Origin of the sequence: Nocardia sp. NPDC005745 (assembly GCF_040630775.1) — a bacterium.
Taxonomy (GTDB): Bacteria; Actinomycetota; Actinomycetes; order Mycobacteriales; family Mycobacteriaceae; genus Nocardia.
On sequence record NZ_JBEXYF010000014.1, the window covers coordinates 37923 to 54132 of the forward strand.

A 16210-nucleotide genomic window follows, 5' to 3' on the forward strand; every position below is an offset into this window, starting at 1 on the left:
TTGGGTAGCGTGCGGAAGGTGAGTGCGGAGGCGAGGGTGGGGCTGGTTTTCGGGTTCGGGATCGGTGCGGGGGTGGCGGTGCAGGCGCGGATCAATGGGGCGTTGGGGGCGCGGCTGGAGGACGGGGTCGCCGCGGCGGTGATCAGTTTCGGGGCGGGATTCGTCGTGCTGGCGGTGGCGTTCGCGGTCAGTGGGCGGCTGCGGGAGGGTGGGCGGCGGGTGCGGCGGGCGTTGTCGGAGGGCGTGCTGCGGCCGTGGCAGTTGCTCGGCGGTCTGTGCGGCGCGTTCTTCGTCGCGTGCCAGGGACTGACCGTCGCGGCGATCGGCGTCACCGCGTTCACCGTGGCGGCCGTCGCGGGCCAGCTGCTCAGCAGTCTGGTGGTCGACCGGCTCGGGCTCGGTCCGAGCGGACGCACGCCGGTCACGACGGTGCGTCTGGTGGGTGCGGCGCTCGGCGTGGTCGCGGTGCTCGTCGCCGGATTCGGGCACACTCGCGTCACCGGTGGGCTCTCCGTGCCCGACGCGCTGCGCGGCACGCCGACCGCTCTGCTGATCGTGCTGCCCGCGTTGGCGGGCATCGGACTGGCCTGGCAGCAGGCGGTGAACGGCAAGGTGGGCGCCGTCGGCGGGTCGCTCTCGGCGGCCATGGTGAATTTCTGCGCCGGTCTGGCCGCGCTGCTCGTCATCGAGGCCGTGGTCGTCGCGTCCTCCGGCGGGCCGGCCGAATTCCCCACCGAGCCTTGGCTGTATCTCGGCGGTTTCATCGGCGTCGCCTTCATCGCCCTCGCCGCGCTGACCGTTCGCTGGATCGGCGTCCTTCTGCTCGGGCTCACCTCGGTGGCGGGGCAATTGCTGGTCTCGGTGATCCTCGATGTGCTCACCCCGACCAGCGCAGGCCTGTCCGCCACCGCGATCATCGGTTGTGCGCTGACCCTGGTCGCGGTCGCCATCGCCACTCGGTCGCAGTCCTGAGGACACTCGCCGCGCATTCATGCTCGAAGCGCATGAGTGTGGAATGGTGCGCTCATGCTGATCGAATACGGGGTGTGGGTTTCGCGGCTCGGGCTGTGTGTCGTGTTCGGGTTGTCGGCGTGGGGCAAGCTGGCGGATCGGAGCGCGACGCGGCAGGCGGTGGGGGATTTCGGGGTGCCGCTGCGCTGGGCGCCCGCGGTGGCCTGGGCGCTGTCGATCGCCGAGGCGACCATCGCGGTAGGCGTGCTGCTTCCGTGGGTTTGCGGCGTGGCCGCGCTGGCGACGCTGCTGTTGCTCGCCGTGTTCACGGCGGTGATCGTGCGCTTGCTGCGGCGTGGCGAGCATCCATCCTGTTCCTGTTTCGGTGCTACGAGCGCCGCGCCGATCGGGCCGAAGATCTTGATGCGCAATGGTCTTTTCGCCGTGCTCGCCGTGCTGGTGGTTATCGGCGCGTTGACACATCCGCGCGTGCCGATGGGTCTGCCAACCGACAACGCGATCGGCTGCGCGGTGGCCGCCGCGGTGGTGGCGGTGCTGGTGTGGTTGGCGGGCCAGGTGCGTCTCCTGCGCCGCCGGGTGGACGAGCAGGCGCTGTCCACCCTGGGTGCGGAGGGCTTGCCGGTCGGCGCGGTGGCGCCGGAGTTCGAGCTGTTCGGCCCGCAGGGAACGAAGACCACGCTCGAGGATCTGCTGAGCGGGGCGAGGTCGGTCCTGCTGGTCTTCGTGCACCCGGGCTGCGAGCTGTGCGCTGCGCTGGCCCGCGAGTTGCCCCGCTGGCGCGCTCGGGCGGCTGACGCCCTGGCCATCGTGGCGGTCGGCAACGGAGACGCCGCCGAGCAAGCCGCTTGGGGCGTCGAGCACGGACTGGGTGACATTCCCTCGCTCGTGCAGCAGGCCAACGAGGCCGCCTTGCGCTACCGGGTGCGCGGCACCCCCTCCGCTGTGCTGATCGACCCTGAGGGGCGTGTCGCCGCGCCGGTGGCCAGAGGGGGTATCGCGATCCGCGAGTTGATCACCACGGTGCGGAAAGCACCGCGCGAACCCGCGCGCGACAGGGTCCCGGCCGGGGCCGCGCGTTGATTTCGGGACGTACCTCTTTTCCGCTCCCGAGACCGACCCCAGTCCGGTTATTCGCTAGTTGGCAAATTTTCAGCAAATTAACGTGAGGCACCGATAGGATCGAGTCGCACCGGTGCGGAATTCGCCAGCGATCGACCACAGACCCATCGACAAGAGGGGAAAGATATGGCGTTCTTCGCATTCACCGACTACTCCGGCAAAGAGTTCATCATCCAGCTGACCAATGAACAGCGGATCGCTGAGGCCCGCCGCATCCTGTCGGGTGACGAGCAGATGTCTGTGCACGTCATGGGACGGATCCGGAAGATGCCCGCGCCCTACAACCCGGGCTGGGACTTCCATCTGGACCCGGACACCATCACCTTCTTCACCATGGCGATCGAGGTCTGCGACGCCAGCATCATGTACGTCAACGACCACTTGGACGAGGCCTGCGGCGCCTTCCTGCCCGGCTGTATGTGGTGCCCGTGGTCGTCGAAGCTGACCCGCGAGGTTGCCGACCGATAGCAATCAGCTGGCAACGCTTCCGGCCGGCGCGGACGCGTCGGCCGGAAGTCGGGTCAGTCCAGCTTGCGCGAGCGCAGTTCGTGACCCTTCGACGTCTTGCAGCGTCCCGACTCCAGGTCCCACTGCCAGCCGTGCAGGTTGCAGGTGAGCGTGTTGCCCTCCACCACACCGAACTTCGACAGGTCCGCCTTCAGGTGCGGGCAGCGGCGCTGCACCTCCCAGCCGCTGAGCTCGGTGGAGGCGGAATCGTCGTGCGCCTCGGCGAACCAGCCGTCGGCGTAGGCGATTCGCTCGTCGGTGAGGCATTTGAAGAACGTGTAGAGGAACTCGTTGTACCCGCCGATCCGCCAGGCCTGGAAGCGGGTGGACAGGAAGATGGTGTTCACCCAGTCGGGCTCCCGGTCGCGCAGCACCGTGCGCACCAGTTCCGGCGCGATGCGGAAGCCGTAGCGGTAGCGGCCCTCGCCTTCGATCGGCTCGCGCACCGCGCGCTTGGGGAAGTCCAGCACGATGGTTTCCTCGCCGATCACCAGGCCGACCGGGTAGCCGATGCCGTCGCAGATCACGTCGCTCTGCGCCATGATCGGCTCGAACAGCTTGCGCAGCGGTTCCAGCAGGGAGCCGTCGCCGCGTTCCCAGGTCGCCTTCTCGGCCTCCAGCACCGGCGCCGAGCGCTGGGCCATCCGCTCGATGTACTCGGCCTTGTGCTCGTAGATCTCGGCTGGGTCGCTGGGATGGGTCAACGTCAGCTCGGCGCCGCGCACGTCGGCGACCGAACCGGGGATCATCAGGATGCCGCCGGCGTTGCCGTGGATCTCCATCTGCTCCAGGAACACCTTCTGATCGGGGAAGATGTTGCCCTCGTCACCGCGATCGTCGTTGAGGTAGCGCAGCTCGTCGTCGAGGAACACCGGCGGACCCGCCGACGGCACCACCCAGGTCGCGCCGACCTGCTCGATGTAGCTGCGCGCGCGGTCCATGCCGCGCTGACGCTTCTGTTTGCCGAAGTTCGACTTGGTGCGGGCCGGGATGTCGTACACCATCGGGTACCAGATCGCGCCCGAGTACTGCAGCAGATGGATGTCCACCTGGCCGAACGCGTCGTGCAGCACGTCCATGTCGACCGGCCGGGCGTCGTTCATGTTGAAGCAGGTGGTCTCGCCGTCGGAGACGACCAGCCCGGAGTCGCCGATCGGGCCGTCGGCGGGCGCGCGCAGCGCGATGATCATGATCTCCAGGTCGCCGCCGGGACCGGTCACCGTGTGCTTGACCGAGTCCTCGGTCTCGAAGAACTTGTGGAAGCCCAGTTGTTCGAGCTCGCGGCGCAGGTCCGGCACGGGATAGTCCGGCAGTAGGACGGTCGCGTCCTTGTTGACGTGCTCGGTCAGCGTCCGAGCGTCGAAGTGGTCGCGGTGCAGGTGTGAGACGTACAGGAAGTCGCACGCGCCCAGCTCGTCCCAGTCCAGCCCGGTGTTGTCGGGGAACGGGAACCAGGAACCGAAGTACGCGGGGTTCACCCAGGGATCGCAAAGGATCGACCCGGCCGCGGTGCGGATGTGGAATCCGGCGTGTCCGACGCTGGTGATCTGCACTAGCTGCTCCTCCTGCTGTTTACCAGCCAACCAGGGTAGTAGTTACGGCGAGATGTCGCCGATGCAGTAGCCGTCCGGCCCGGAGCGCAAGGTGAAGGTGCGGGTCTGCGTCACACCGGAGGAGTTGGTCACCGGCACGAGCACCGCGATGTAGTCGGTGTTCACCTGCTCCGACCGGATCTGCTGGTCGGCGAACTCGGTGGCCCCGGTGAGCACGCCCTGGTTGTTCGCCAGCGGCGCGGGGCTCGGACGCCCGGTGCCTTTGGGATCCCAGGTCGCCGGGGACGCCTTGCAGATCAGAGGGTAGTCGCCCTCCTTGTCGGCGGGGTCGAGCGGTGTGCCGACGAACCGGGACAGGTAGCGGCGCACGGTGTGGCGGGCATCGGCGTCGTTGTAGGCGATCTCCGCGCCCTCCGTGGCGACGCGTGGGCAGGCGTAGCCGCTCTCGAGCTCGGCGCGTGGCACGGCGACCGTGGCGGCCGGGCTCCTCCAGACGACGGCGTCCTCGGTCGTCGTGCCCGGCTGGGCCAAGGCGGTGAAGACGGCCTGCTGGTCGGCGTACATGTCGGCCACGTTCTTCGGCGCGATGGTCCAGCACTTGTCCTGCATCTCGGCGATGGTGTGCGAGCGCAGGTCGGCGGCCCAGCGCTGCATCGCGGTCGCGGCCGCGGGCAGCCCGGCGACCGCGCCGACCGGCGGAGCGTCGGCGGGAACCGGAGGCAGTGCGGAGGTGCTGGGCGGTGGCGTGGTCGGGACGACGGCCGGTGGCGTTGTGCGCACCGCCGCTTGCGGCGCGCTCTCCTCCGGAATCCCGACGACCGAGTCGCAACCGGACAACGCGATCGCTGCGATCAGGACCGAGCCGCCGACCAGCGCAGCGCGGGGCGCTCGCCCAACCGAGGCCCGATTCCGCTCGCGTGCTGCACTGCGGTCGTCCTCGCGCAGGGCCGATCGGGCGCGTTCCACTTCGGCGATCCTCTTCTCTCAGGCGTGTGTGGTCGGGGCTGCTCGAGCGTCCTCGCTCCGGCGCGGCGCGTGATGGCGTGCACTGCCGGTGGGACGAGCAGCGACTACGCTAGCGGACTTGTGGAACCCGTCTACCGGACGATCATCGGGCTGGCCCGAACCGTCTTCTTCGTCGAAGGTCTGAAGTTCACCGTCAAGGGCGCTGAACACATCCCCGCCCGCGGTGGCGCCGTGCTGGCGGTGAACCACACCGGCTACATGGACTTCACCTACGCGGGCCTGCCGGTGCGCACACCGAAGCGCTACATCCGGTTCATGGCCAAGAAGGAGGTCTTCGACAACAAGATCTCCGGCCCGATCATGCGCGCGCTCAAGCACATCCCGGTGGACCGCTCGGCGGGCGCGGACTCCTACAAGGCCGCCGTGGAATACCTGCGCCGGGGCGAGCTGGTCGGCGTGTACCCAGAGGCGACGATCAGCCGCAGTTTCGAGATCAAGGAATTCAAGTCCGGCGCGGCGCGCATGGCCGTCGAGGCGGAGGTGCCGATCATCCCGATCGTCATCTGGGGCGCGCAGCGGGTCTGGACGAAGGGCTTCCCGAAGCGGCTCGGCCGCACCAACACCCCCATCTCGATCGCCGTCGGCGAACCGATCCAGCCGTTCGAGCCCGTCGCCGAGCTCACCGCCGAGCTGCGTTCGACCATGCAGGACATGTTGCTGGACCTGCAGAAGGACTACGTGCACGAGCCCGGCGCGTACTGGGTTCCCGCCCGGCTGGGCGGCAGCGCTCCTACCCTGGAAGAGGCGGACGCGATGGATGCCGCCGAAGCCGAGGCCAAGGCCGCGGGCAAGGACGCGGCGGGGCAGTAACGGGAGCTGTGATGGCGCGGGAACCGGTCTACGACATCCTCACCGGCGTGGCCCGCGCGATCTTCTTCGCGCAGGGTCTGCGCATCGATGTCGAAGGGCAAGAGCACATTCCGCGCTCCGGCGGAGCGGTGCTGGGCGTGAACCACACCGCCTATCTCGATTTCATGGAGGTCGGGCTGGTCGGGCGGAAGTCCGGCCGCAACGTCCGGTTCATGATGAAGGCCGAACTCGAGCACGGCATCGTCGGCTTCCTCATGAAGCACTGCAAGGCGATCGGCGTCGATCGCACGGCGGGCGCCCGGTCGTACGCCCGCGCGGTGACCGCACTGCGCGACGGTGAACTGGTGGTGGTCTACCCCGAGGCGACGATCAGCCGCAGCTTCGAACTGAAGGAATTCAAGTCCGGCGCGGCGCGCATGGCTCTGGAAGCCGACGTCCCGATCGTGCCCCTGATCATCTGGGGCGCCCACCGGATCTGGACCAAGGACATCCCGAGACAGCTCGGCCGCCACAACTTCCCGATCAACATCAGCGTAGGCGCGGCCATCCCACCCGACCCACCGGCCGAGAAACTGACCGCCACCCTCCGCGCCCGGATGAACGAGCTTCTGGAAAGCGCTCAACGCGATTACCCGATGGTCGAAGGTGCCCGCTGGGTGCCCGCGCGCCTCGGCGGGACCGCCCCGACCCTCGCGGAAGCGGCCGTGCTGGAACGGGAGGAGATGGAGCGGCGGCGGCGAGCGAAGACACGCTGAATCGACGCGTCGATACGGAGCGCGGCGGCACGGCGATTCCCCGGGATGGGAACGGCTGTGCCGCCGCCCCGAGGTGCTGCGGCTCGATGATGATCGCCATGGGTGGCATCGATGACCTCGTTCCGATCGCGCTGATCTGTGCGAATCCGGCCGCAGATCGCCGGTGACGCCGTGCGGGTGTTGTTGACGGCGAGCGGCTCGCGCGGCGACATCGAGCCGATGTTGGGCCTCGCGGTGTGGTTGTGCGAATTCGGAGCCCACGCGCGGGTGTGCGCGCCACCGGACTTCGCCTCGCGTTGTGCTGACCTCGGCCTGCCGCTGGAGCCGCTGGCGCAGCCGAAGACCGGTTCGCGCACCGAGCTGTCGCGGTATCTGATCAATTGGCCCGCAATCCAATTCGGCGCTCTCTCCACGGCGGCCGCAGGATGCGACGTGGTGGTAGCGACCGGCGTGACACAATTCGCGGCCCGGTCCGTCGCCGAGAAGCTGGGCATCCACTACCAGTACGTGAGCTACCAGCCGACCACCCTGCCCTCGCCACACCATCCACCGATGCCGCTGCCGGGCGATCGGCCCGCACCGGAAGGGATCGGCAACCAGCTGCTGTGGGAGATCGACACCCACGGTTGGAACGCGGAGTTCGGCCACGCGCTCAACTCCGGCCGGGCAGCGCTCGGGCTACCACCGGTAGCCGATGTACGTGACCACGTCATCACCGACAGCCCATAGCTGGCAGCGGACCCCATTCTGGGTCCGTGGTCGCCATCGCCGGGTCTGAACGTTCTGCAGACCGGTGCCTGGATAATGCCTGACGAACGCCCCTTGCCCGCCGAGCTGTCGGCGTTCTTGGACGCGGGGACAGCGCCGGTGTACGTCGGGTTCGGCAGTATGCCGATGCGCCCCGGTATTGCCGAGACGGCCATCGAAGCGATCCGCGCCCACAACCGCCGTGTGCTCCTTTCTCGGGGCTGGGCGGAGCTGGCCTTGATCGACGACTTCGCCGACTGCATGGCCATCGATGACGTCGATCACCAGGCGCTGTTCGCCCGGGTCGCCGCCGTCATCCAGCACGGCGGCGCGGGCACGACGACGGCTGCCGCCCGCGCGGGCGCGCCGCAAGTGGTGGTACCCCAGAGGATGGACCAGCCGTACTGGGCGCGGCGAGTAGCCGATCTCGGCATCGGCGCGGCATGCGAGGAGGCGGATCCCACAACAGCGTCATTGTCAGCCGCTCTCGACATCGCACTGGCGTCCGCCACCCGAGACCGCGCGAACGTAGTGGCCGGCACGATCCGCTCGGACGGGGCAATGGTGGCTGCGCAACTGCTGATAGACGCGATCGGTTGACATCACGCCCGCACGTGGTTGTGGAAGGAGTGTGGTCATCGGGCTCGGTATCCGTCGAGTGGCCGCCGATCACCGGGGTGTAACTCAGCCCCGCCTCGCGGATGCGAGACGGGGCCGGACTGGAGTTCAGCCGACTACTTCACGAAGTCGCGCACGCCCTCGAAAACCGTCGATGACGACAGCAGAGCGACATGGCCGAGGCACTGCGTCTGGGTGTTGGTGGCACCGCCGAGAATGGTGCTGTCATCAGGATTGATGATCTCGTCGCACGGTGACCACCAGGTGCCGTAGTTCACCCGGCCGGGGGTCTCGTCGGTGTTGTTGAGTTCGGCCAGGAAGGCTGAGCCGGGCCGCATCTCCTCGCAGGAGGCGTCGAGGCATCCGTTGGCGGCGTCGGTGCCGTGATTGGGGCCGGCGATGGAGACCCAGTCGTCGACGAAATTCAGGCCGTCGAGCTTCTTCAGATACCAGCGACTGTTGAGGCCGCCCATGGAGTGGGTGATGATGTCGACCTTGGCGGCACCGGTTTTCGCGCGCAGCGCATCGACCTGTGCTTGCACCTCCAGTGCGATGTCTTTGTTCGACTGGGTGGCGTCGTAGCTGAATCGTGCCATGTTATCCGCGGAGTATCCCGCCTCCAGGAATCGGCTCCACATGTAATTCCAGTCCGCCGCCGATCCATGCCAACCGTGGACGAAAAGGATCGGATCTCGCGCCGGCGCCGCAGCTGCCTGCGGCGTCGCGATGCCGAGTGCAGCGGTAGCCGTCGCGACCAGTGTGATTGCGGCCATTCCGATCCGGCGCGTGATCGACGTGATGTGCATGAATTGACTCCGATCTGCTCGCTGCACCGCGAGCAGACAGAAGATAGCGCGAGCACTTCTGGAGCACTGGGAAATGTGGTTACTCATTTTGCCGTCAGGGCCTGGGATCTGCCGCGGCATTCCGGGGAGGGATTGCGGGATAAGCTGCGTCGTGCTGACGAGTTGCCAATAGAGGGCAAGTCGGGTGAGGAGTCCAAAGCCTCGAACCCGGGCCAGCTGAAGTCGTAGTCACCTGCTGCACAAACAGTTCCGAATTCTCGCATCAGCTCGGCGATGAATCCGACGGCCTGATGCTGTGCCGACGCCATCGTCACCAACGCCCGTGTATCCGGACGAGCCGATTGCTGCGCCGCTCCTGTCCTGAACCCACGGTCGGCCCTCGTGGAAGGGGAACGAATGCTGCTACTGCGGGCGTTCGGACCGCCGATCAGGAAAAGCGGGTGAGCGCGCGGCACGGGGAAGGGGCGGGTACCTCACCTCGGAGGAAGGAGGTGGGCGGGACGCCCATCAGGCTGCGGAAATCGGCCGTCATGTGGGACTGGTCGTAGTAACCGGTGCCGGTGGCGATGTCGGCCAATGGTGTGTCCTCGGCCCGGGACAAGACCCGGCGGACGCGGTCGATGCGTGCGAAGTGCTTGGGGGAGACGCCGATTCCGCTGGTGAACAGGTTGCGAAGTTGTCGTTCGCTCACCGCGAGATGTGCGGCCAACGCGGTGACGGAGAGGGGACGGTCGGCGGCGATGGCAGCCACGGCGGTGGCGAGCAGTCTGCGGTGGGTGCGCTGGGCCGGGTCGTCGGGGATGCGGCGGGGCAGCTCGTTCTCCAGGTATGGCACGACCTCGTCGTGTGCGAGTTCGATCAGCTCGGAAGCCAGTCGCGCGACCGGACCGGGTAAATCGTCCAGTCGCAGAACGCGATCGGTGAGGTCGGCCGCCGAGACGCCGAGCAGCGCGGGGACCGCACCCGGCGCCAGCCGCAGGCGGACACAGCCCGCGGGCTTGCTCGCGCGCGAGTAGCTCGCCTTGGTCTGCGGTCCGACGACGAGCGCGACGCGGGCGTCAGCGGCGTCTCCGTGCTCGGCCCGCAGCACGATCGTGGTGGCTGCTTGTGGAATGTGCGCGAACGGCTCGGACAGGTCGAGCACGGTCGGGATGCGGCCGAGTTCGGCCAGCCACGGGCGCAGCGACTCCGGCGCGGGCTCGGACGTCTCGACCAGTTCGGCGGTCACGACCGGCGGGCGCAGCAGGGTGGTCACGGCATCCACTGTATGCAGTCGCGCCTCCCGCAGGTGTGCCGAAATTTCCTAGAGACCTGCGCGAATGCCCGGCACGGTGGTTCTCATGATCGTGATCACCGGTGCGACAGGCACCATCGGCAGTGAAATCGTCCGGCAGCTCAGCATGCGCGGAACCGCGATCCGTGCTGTCACTCGTGACCCGGACCGGGCCGAGGTGCCCGCAGGCGTCGACGTGGTGCGCGGCGACTACACCGACCCCGCGTCCATGGCGAAGGCGATGATCGGTGCGGAGGCCGCGTTCATCGTCGGCGTGCTGGGTCCGGAGTATGTGGAGGCCGACCGTGCGCTGATCGCGACAGCGCGGGACGCGGGAGTCGGCAGGATCGTCAAACTCTCCGCGATCGGTACCGGCGATACCGGCCTCGGCCGGGTCGGAACCTGGCATCTGCCGGGTGAGCAGGCCGCGCGCGAGAGCGGCGTCGACTGGACCATCCTGCGCCCCAGCTCGTTTGCCTCCAACACCCTGAGCTGGGCCGCCGCGATCCGTGCCGGGCAGCCGGTGCCGAACATGACCGGTGACGCGGCGCAAGGCGTCATCGATCCACGCGACGTCGCCGGGGTGGCGGTCGAGGCGTTGACCTCCGCCGATCACGCGGGACGGATCTACACCCTCACCGGGCCGGAATTGCTGACCACGCACGACCTGGCCGCCATTCTGGCTACTGTCACCGGCCGTCCCGTCTACGTGACCGATATTCCCGAAACCGAAGCGAGGGCACATATGCTCGCGTCCGGAATGTCCGCCGAATTCGCCGACGGTGCGTTGGCCGGGCAGGCATATGTGCGCGCGGGGCACAATGCGATCGTCACCGACGATGTGGCCCGAATTCTCGGGCGTGCCCGAAGTTTTGCCGAATGGGCCACCGATTACGCCGGTAAGTTCGTGGCCGACGAGCGCAGGCCGTAGGGTACCTGTGATCAGCGCCACATCGAATTGCCGAACGGTGCCTGCTCGGCAAGGGTGACAGGACCGGCCGGTCGACCGGTGTGCTTACACGAAAAGGAAATTCGGATGCGTCAACGGGTCATGACGGTCTTGGTAGCGGTCGTAGCAGGCGGATCGGCCGCCGCGTTCGGCGGCGCGAGTGCGTCCGCGGTCGCGGTGAACCCCTTCCCCGGCGGCACGGAGGTCTACTTCGACAACGGTGAGTCCGCGGCGATCGCGAACCTGAACCTGGGACCGGCGCTGAGCCAGGTGGCCGTCGCTTGGTCTCCCGGAGCGAAAGCTCTGCTCGGCGAGGGAATCACCGAGCACGCCCGGTGGGCCAGCGAAACCCCGACCGGCGGGGTGTCGGTCGAGGTGTACGGGTCGCCCATCCAGCCATCGCTGGTCACGGTCACCACCCTGCGCGGCTGAGCGAGATTTCATTTCGGATTTCGGTGTGCCAGGGGTACGCTCGCCCATGGTGTTATGCGCATGCTTTGCCGGAATCCGCGGCGCTCGAGCGTAGAACTCGAGCAGCGGCCGCGAGCAGGCACGCGGCGAGACATCTGGCCGCCGCTCGTGCCGCCGGATGCCGCGCGGCTCGCGCCGCGCCTTCGGCGATTGCCGACATGGAGACCTCCTGGCGGATGCCCGGACGGGACGACACTACGTGTGCCGTCCCGTCCGGTGTTTTCGTCAGTTCGCGGTGGAGCGGAAGCCGCGCAACCGCAGGCTGTTGCTGACCACGAAGACCGAGGAGAACGCCATCGCGGCGCCCGCGAGCATCGGATTCAGCAGGCCCGCCATGGCCAGCGGGATCGCGGCCACGTTGTAGGCGAAGGCCCAGAAGAGATTGCCCTTGATGGTCGCGAGGGTGCGGCGCGACAGCCGGATCGCGTCCGCCGCCGCCCGCAGGTCGCCGCGCACCAAGGTGAGATCGCCCGCCTCGATGGCCACGTCGGTGCCGGTGCCCATGGCCAGGCCCAAGTCGGCCTGGGCCAGCGCCGCGGCGTCGTTCACGCCGTCGCCCACCATCGCCACCACTTTGCCCTCGGCTTGCAAGCGCTTGACGGTGTCGACCTTGTCCTGCGGCAGCACTTCCGCGATCACCTCGTCGATGCCGACCTGCGCGGCGATCGCGGCGGCGGCGGCCCGATTGTCGCCGGTCAGCATGATCGGGGTGAGACCGAGGGCGCGCAGCTGGGAAATCGCCTCGGCGGAGGTCGGTTTCACCGCGTCGGCCACGACGAGCACACCGCGCGCCTTGCTGTCCCAGCCGACCGCGACGGCGGTCTTGCCTTCGGCTTCGGCCGCGCGCATCGCCTGCGTCAGATCGTCGTCGAGATGCTGTGACCAGTCGGCGAGCAGCCGGGCGCGGCCGACGAGCACCGCGTGGCCGTCCACCATGCCCTGCACACCCAGGCCCTCGACGTTGGCGAAATCCTCGACCGGCTTCAACTCGCCCACCCGCTCGCGGGCGCTCTTGGCGACGGCTTGGGCGATCGGGTGTTCCGAGGAATCCTCCAGCGCTCCGGCCAGTTCCAGAATCCTGGGGACCTGCTCGCCTTCGGCGGGGACGACATCGAGCAACGTCATCTTGCCCGCGGTGACGGTGCCGGTCTTGTCCAGCACGATCGTGTCCACCCGCCGGGTCGATTCCAGCACCTCGGGGCCCTTGATCAGGATGCCCAACTGCGCGCCGCGACCCGTGCCGACCATCAGCGCGGTCGGCGTGGCCAGCCCGAGCGCGCACGGGCAGGCGATGATCAGCACCGCCACCGCCGCGGTGAAGGCCGCGGCCACCGATCCGCCGGTGCCGAGCCAGAAGCCCAGCGTCGCGACCGACAGGGCGATAACGATCGGCACGAAGATGCCGGAGATCCGGTCGGCCAGCCGCTGGGCCTGCGCCTTGCCGGTCTGCGCGTCCTCGACCAGCTTCGCCATCTGCGCGAGCTGGGTGTCCGAACCGATCCTGGTGGCACGCACCACGATCCGTCCGCCGACGTTGACGGTCGCGCCGACCACGACGTCGTCCCGGCCGACCTCCACCGGCACCGACTCACCGGTGAGCATCGAGGCGTCGACGGCCGAGGAACCTTCCGTCACGATGCCGTCGGTGGCGATCTTCTCGCCGGGACGCACCACGAACCGGTCGCCGACGGTCAGCTGCTCCACCGGAATACGCTGCTCGATGTCGTCGCGCAGCACCGAGACCTCTTTGGCGCCCAGTTCGAGCAGAGCCCGCAGCGCCGCGCCCGCACGCCGCTTGGCGCGCGCCTCGAAGAAGCGTCCGGCCAGGATGAACGTGGTGACGCCCGCCGCGGCCTCGAGATAGATGCTGCCGGTGCCGTCCATCCGCGAGATGGTGAACTCGAACGGATGCGTCATGCCCGGCGTGCCTGCGGTGCCCCAGAACAGGGCGTACAGCGACCAGCCCAGCGCGGCCAGCGTCCCCATCGAGACCAGGGTGTCCATGGTCGCGGTGCCGTGGCGCAGGTTGGTCCATGCCGCACGGTGGAACGGCAGCGCGCCCCACACCACCACAGGGGCGGCCAGTGTCAGCGACAGCCACTGCCAGTTGGTGAACTGCAACGCCGGGATCATCGCCATGGCGATCACCGGCACCGACAGCACCAGCGACACCAGCAGGCGGGTGCGCAGGGCGGCGGCGGGATCGTCCTCGGTCTCGGCCTCCTCCGAGCGCTCCGGCTTGGCGGGCAGGGCAGCGGTGTAACCGGCCTGTTCGACGGTGGCGATCAGCTCGTCCGGCGAGACGCTGCCGATGACCTCGACCCGGGCCTTCTCGGTCGCGTAGTTGACCGTCGCGGTGACGCCGTCGAGCTTGTTGAGCTTCTTCTCGATCCGGGCGGCGCAGGACGCGCAGGTCATTCCACCGATCACGAGTTCGACCTGCCCGACGGGGGGCGGTTGTGTCGCGGTGGTCATCGTGGGTGCTCCGTTCTGTGCGCGGACGGTCGTCGGTCAGTGCGCGTGGCCGTCCGGCGCCTGCTGCTGACCAGTGTGTTCGTTGTGAGTGGAGGCGTCTACGGCGGGGGTGCCCGGCGCGACGGTCAGGGTGAATTCGGCGGTGCGGACCACACCCTCGTGCTGGAAGTCGAGGAACAGGCGGTAGTCGCCCGCGCTCGGCGCCGTCACCGCGAAGGTGATGCCCGGTCCGGCCGCGGTCACGCCGTCACCGGGGTGGCCTTCCGGATGGACGTGCAGATAACCCAGGTCAGCGGCGCGCAGGGCCACCAGGTGGCCGTAAGCACCGAGGTAGGGCTGCAAATCGGTCACCGGTTTGCCCGCCCGGCTCACCGACAGCGTCACCTGCGAAGCCCGGCCCGGGACGACAGCGCCCTCCAGCGTGACGGTGTAGTCGCCCACGGTGGTGGTGGAAGCCGTCGCGGGCAGCTTCTGGGGGTCGTAGACGCCCGCCACCCGCAGGTCCGTGCCGAGTGTCAGGTTGTCGCCGCCCTCGGGGGTGAAGTCGGCGAACACCCGGTAATCACCGGCGCGAGTGAGGTCGAGCGGGACGCTCCACGTTCCGTTGCCGTCGAGCGCCGGGTGCACATGCTGGAAGGCGGCCATATCGCGGCGCACGACGATCAAGTGAAGATCCTTGTCGTGGCTGCGTACATACCGGGTTACGGGTTTTCCGGCGTGGTCGAGGATCGTGAAGCGCAGCGGTACGTTCGCCGCGGCGGTGGTCTGGGCGGTGTCCAGCCGCAGGGTGTAGCCGCGGTCGGTTGCCATCATTCCTCCGGGTGATGAGTTGGGTTCGCCCTGGTCGGCGGCGTGTGCGGTCGAGTCATGGGCTGCGGGTTCCGGCCCGATGAGCGAACCGGCCGCGAGAGCGATCCCGAAGACCGCGGCGAGGCCGAGGGCGAAACCGCCGAACTTGCTGGATGCGTTCATCGGAGTGCTCCGTCAGTCGGTGACCGTGTAGCCGGCGCGGGCCACGGCCGCGGTGAGTTCGGCGCGATCGATCGGAGTCGCGCTTTCGACGGTTACCAGTCCGTCGGCGAGGTCGACGGCGACGGTATCGACGCCGGAGATGCGGCCGATCTCGGTGCGGACCGAGGCGGCGCAACCGTCGCAGGTCATACCGGTGACGGTCAGGGTGCTGGTGCTCATGGTCGTTCTCCTCGTTCGGTGCTGACCTTTTTACCCTACCCCCCTAGGGTATATAATTGTCAAGCCCGGCCTAGACGAAAGCCCGGCCCGCGACGGATCGCGGACCGGGCTCGCTGGTCGAGGATCAGGAGGCGGGGTAGGTCACCAGGGCGACCGCCGGAGCCGATACCACCTGTACTTCGGCCGCGTCGGAGACCTTGACGTGCAGGAACCCACCCTCGATGGCGATTCGGACGTCATCGACGCTGCGCACGCTCCGCCCCTCCCGGTCCAGCAGGGAGTAGCCCTCGACCAGGACGACCTTGCCCGCGGACCGCCATTTCGCTTCCATCACAGTGCCTTTCGTCGGCGCCGCGGGCGGGAAGTCGAGTTCCGGCTCGGCGACGTGGTTGAAGTAGTTGGACAAGACGTTCAGCGCGACATGGCCGACGATCTCGCTCAGTTCGGCATCGCTGACACCACGTGCGCGCGCCACGGCGAGCGTGGCGTCGTCGATCCGGCCGCGGGAACGCAGCACGTCGCGAGCGAGGCGCAGGATCGCGTCGGCGTGTGGGTCCTCGGCGCGCGCCGCGCGGGTGTCGGCGATCGCCTGCTCGGTGAAGCCCATCCGCTCGGCGCGCATGGTGTGCGCGGCGGTGCAGTAGTCGCAGCCGTTCTCGTCGGCGACCAGCAGTGCGAGTTGTTCGCGCACTCGAGCGGAGAGCTTTCCCCTGGTCAATGCGTCACGCAGATTCAGGTATCCGCGCAATGTGGCGGAACTGTTCGCCATGGCGGCGTAGAGATTCGGGACGCGGCCCAGCTGGCGCTGTACCTCGGCGAGCAAATCGGCTTGCTCGGCATCGGCGGAGTCGGGGGATACAAGGGGCAGGCGGGGCATCTGAGCCTCCAGCTCGAACAAGATGGTACCGATCGGTGCTGAACTTGGACGGTACTGATCG

15 protein-coding genes and 1 pseudogene are annotated in these 16210 nt (G+C 68.3%); 8 read left to right on the plus strand and 8 right to left on the minus strand.

The genetic code is table 11. The annotated features are described in order from the left end of the window. Positions 1 to 18 precede the first annotated feature (18 nt). From ABZ420_RS16620 to ABZ420_RS16630, 3 genes are all read left to right on the plus strand, one after another. Positions 19 to 972 (plus strand): DMT family transporter, encoded by a 954-nt coding sequence (locus ABZ420_RS16620; protein WP_357122997.1) that lies wholly within the window; start codon positions 19 to 21, stop codon positions 970 to 972. Between the two features lie 54 nt (positions 973 to 1026). Continuing rightward, positions 1027 to 2052 (plus strand): MauE/DoxX family redox-associated membrane protein, encoded by a 1026-nt coding sequence (locus ABZ420_RS16625; protein WP_357122999.1) that lies wholly within the window; start codon positions 1027 to 1029, stop codon positions 2050 to 2052. Positions 2053 to 2217: 165 nt separating this feature from the next. After that, on the plus strand, positions 2218 to 2559 hold the full coding sequence (locus tag ABZ420_RS16630) for a calmodulin (RefSeq protein ID WP_357123002.1): 342 nt from the start codon (positions 2218 to 2220) through the stop codon (positions 2557 to 2559). 53 nt (positions 2560 to 2612) lie between these two features. Here ABZ420_RS16630 and ABZ420_RS16635 read toward each other — a convergent pair whose 3' ends face one another. Both ABZ420_RS16635 and ABZ420_RS16640 read right to left on the minus strand, forming a co-directional pair. Next, a complete protein-coding gene (locus tag ABZ420_RS16635; protein ID WP_357123005.1) occupies positions 2613 to 4151 on the minus strand; it encodes a Rieske 2Fe-2S domain-containing protein in 1539 nt (512 codons plus the stop codon). A gap of 42 nt (positions 4152 to 4193) precedes the next feature. After that, positions 4194 to 5117 (minus strand): hypothetical protein, encoded by a 924-nt coding sequence (locus tag ABZ420_RS16640; protein ID WP_357123008.1) that lies wholly within the window; start codon positions 5115 to 5117, stop codon positions 4194 to 4196. Between the two features lie 120 nt (positions 5118 to 5237). Between ABZ420_RS16640 and ABZ420_RS16645 the strand changes: the two genes are divergently transcribed. The 3 genes and pseudogenes from ABZ420_RS16645 (at position 5238) to ABZ420_RS16655 (ending at position 8089) form a co-directional block, all read left to right on the plus strand. Then, positions 5238 to 5987: a lysophospholipid acyltransferase family protein gene (locus ABZ420_RS16645; protein WP_357123011.1), complete on the plus strand. Its 750-nt coding sequence runs from the start codon at positions 5238 to 5240 to the stop codon at positions 5985 to 5987. An 11-nt stretch (positions 5988 to 5998) separates the two neighbouring features. Next, complete coding sequence (locus tag ABZ420_RS16650) at positions 5999 to 6742, plus strand: lysophospholipid acyltransferase family protein (protein WP_357123014.1); 744 nt, start codon at positions 5999 to 6001, stop codon at positions 6740 to 6742. Between the two features lie 171 nt (positions 6743 to 6913). Next, a pseudogene (locus ABZ420_RS16655) lies at positions 6914 to 8089 on the plus strand (glycosyltransferase). A gap of 134 nt (positions 8090 to 8223) precedes the next feature. Here the strand turns inward: ABZ420_RS16655 and ABZ420_RS16660 are convergent. Together ABZ420_RS16660 and ABZ420_RS16665 are read right to left on the minus strand one after the other, a co-directional pair. Beyond that, positions 8224 to 8913 (minus strand): triacylglycerol lipase, encoded by a 690-nt coding sequence (locus tag ABZ420_RS16660; RefSeq protein WP_357123016.1) that lies wholly within the window; start codon positions 8911 to 8913, stop codon positions 8224 to 8226. A 427-nt stretch (positions 8914 to 9340) separates the two neighbouring features. Beyond that, on the minus strand, positions 9341 to 10168 hold the full coding sequence (locus ABZ420_RS16665; RefSeq protein WP_357123019.1) for a helix-turn-helix domain-containing protein: 828 nt from the start codon (positions 10166 to 10168) through the stop codon (positions 9341 to 9343). An 85-nt stretch (positions 10169 to 10253) separates the two neighbouring features. Between ABZ420_RS16665 and ABZ420_RS16670 the strand changes: the two genes are divergently transcribed. Together ABZ420_RS16670 and ABZ420_RS16675 are read left to right on the plus strand one after the other, a co-directional pair. Continuing rightward, on the plus strand, positions 10254 to 11117 hold the full coding sequence (locus ABZ420_RS16670; protein WP_357123022.1) for an SDR family oxidoreductase: 864 nt from the start codon (positions 10254 to 10256) through the stop codon (positions 11115 to 11117). Between the two features lie 105 nt (positions 11118 to 11222). Further along, on the plus strand, positions 11223 to 11567 hold the full coding sequence (locus ABZ420_RS16675; RefSeq protein WP_357123025.1) for a hypothetical protein: 345 nt from the start codon (positions 11223 to 11225) through the stop codon (positions 11565 to 11567). Between the two features lie 264 nt (positions 11568 to 11831). On the opposite strand, the gene ABZ420_RS16680 is transcribed toward ABZ420_RS16675, so the two are convergent. From ABZ420_RS16680 to ABZ420_RS16695, 4 genes are all read right to left on the minus strand, one after another. Continuing rightward, a complete protein-coding gene (locus tag ABZ420_RS16680) occupies positions 11832 to 14081 on the minus strand; it encodes a heavy metal translocating P-type ATPase (RefSeq protein WP_357123028.1) in 2250 nt (749 codons plus the stop codon). 36 nt (positions 14082 to 14117) lie between these two features. Next, positions 14118 to 15053 (minus strand): hypothetical protein, encoded by a 936-nt coding sequence (locus ABZ420_RS16685; protein WP_357123030.1) that lies wholly within the window; start codon positions 15051 to 15053, stop codon positions 14118 to 14120. Between the two features lie 12 nt (positions 15054 to 15065). Continuing rightward, positions 15066 to 15272 (minus strand): heavy metal-associated domain-containing protein, encoded by a 207-nt coding sequence (locus ABZ420_RS16690; protein ID WP_357123033.1) that lies wholly within the window; start codon positions 15270 to 15272, stop codon positions 15066 to 15068. A 124-nt stretch (positions 15273 to 15396) separates the two neighbouring features. Beyond that, the gene (locus ABZ420_RS16695) at positions 15397 to 16149 is read right to left on the minus strand and encodes a carboxymuconolactone decarboxylase family protein (protein WP_357123036.1); all 753 of its coding nucleotides are present in this window, start codon (positions 16147 to 16149) and stop codon (positions 15397 to 15399) included. Between the last annotated feature and the right edge of the window lie 61 nt (positions 16150 to 16210).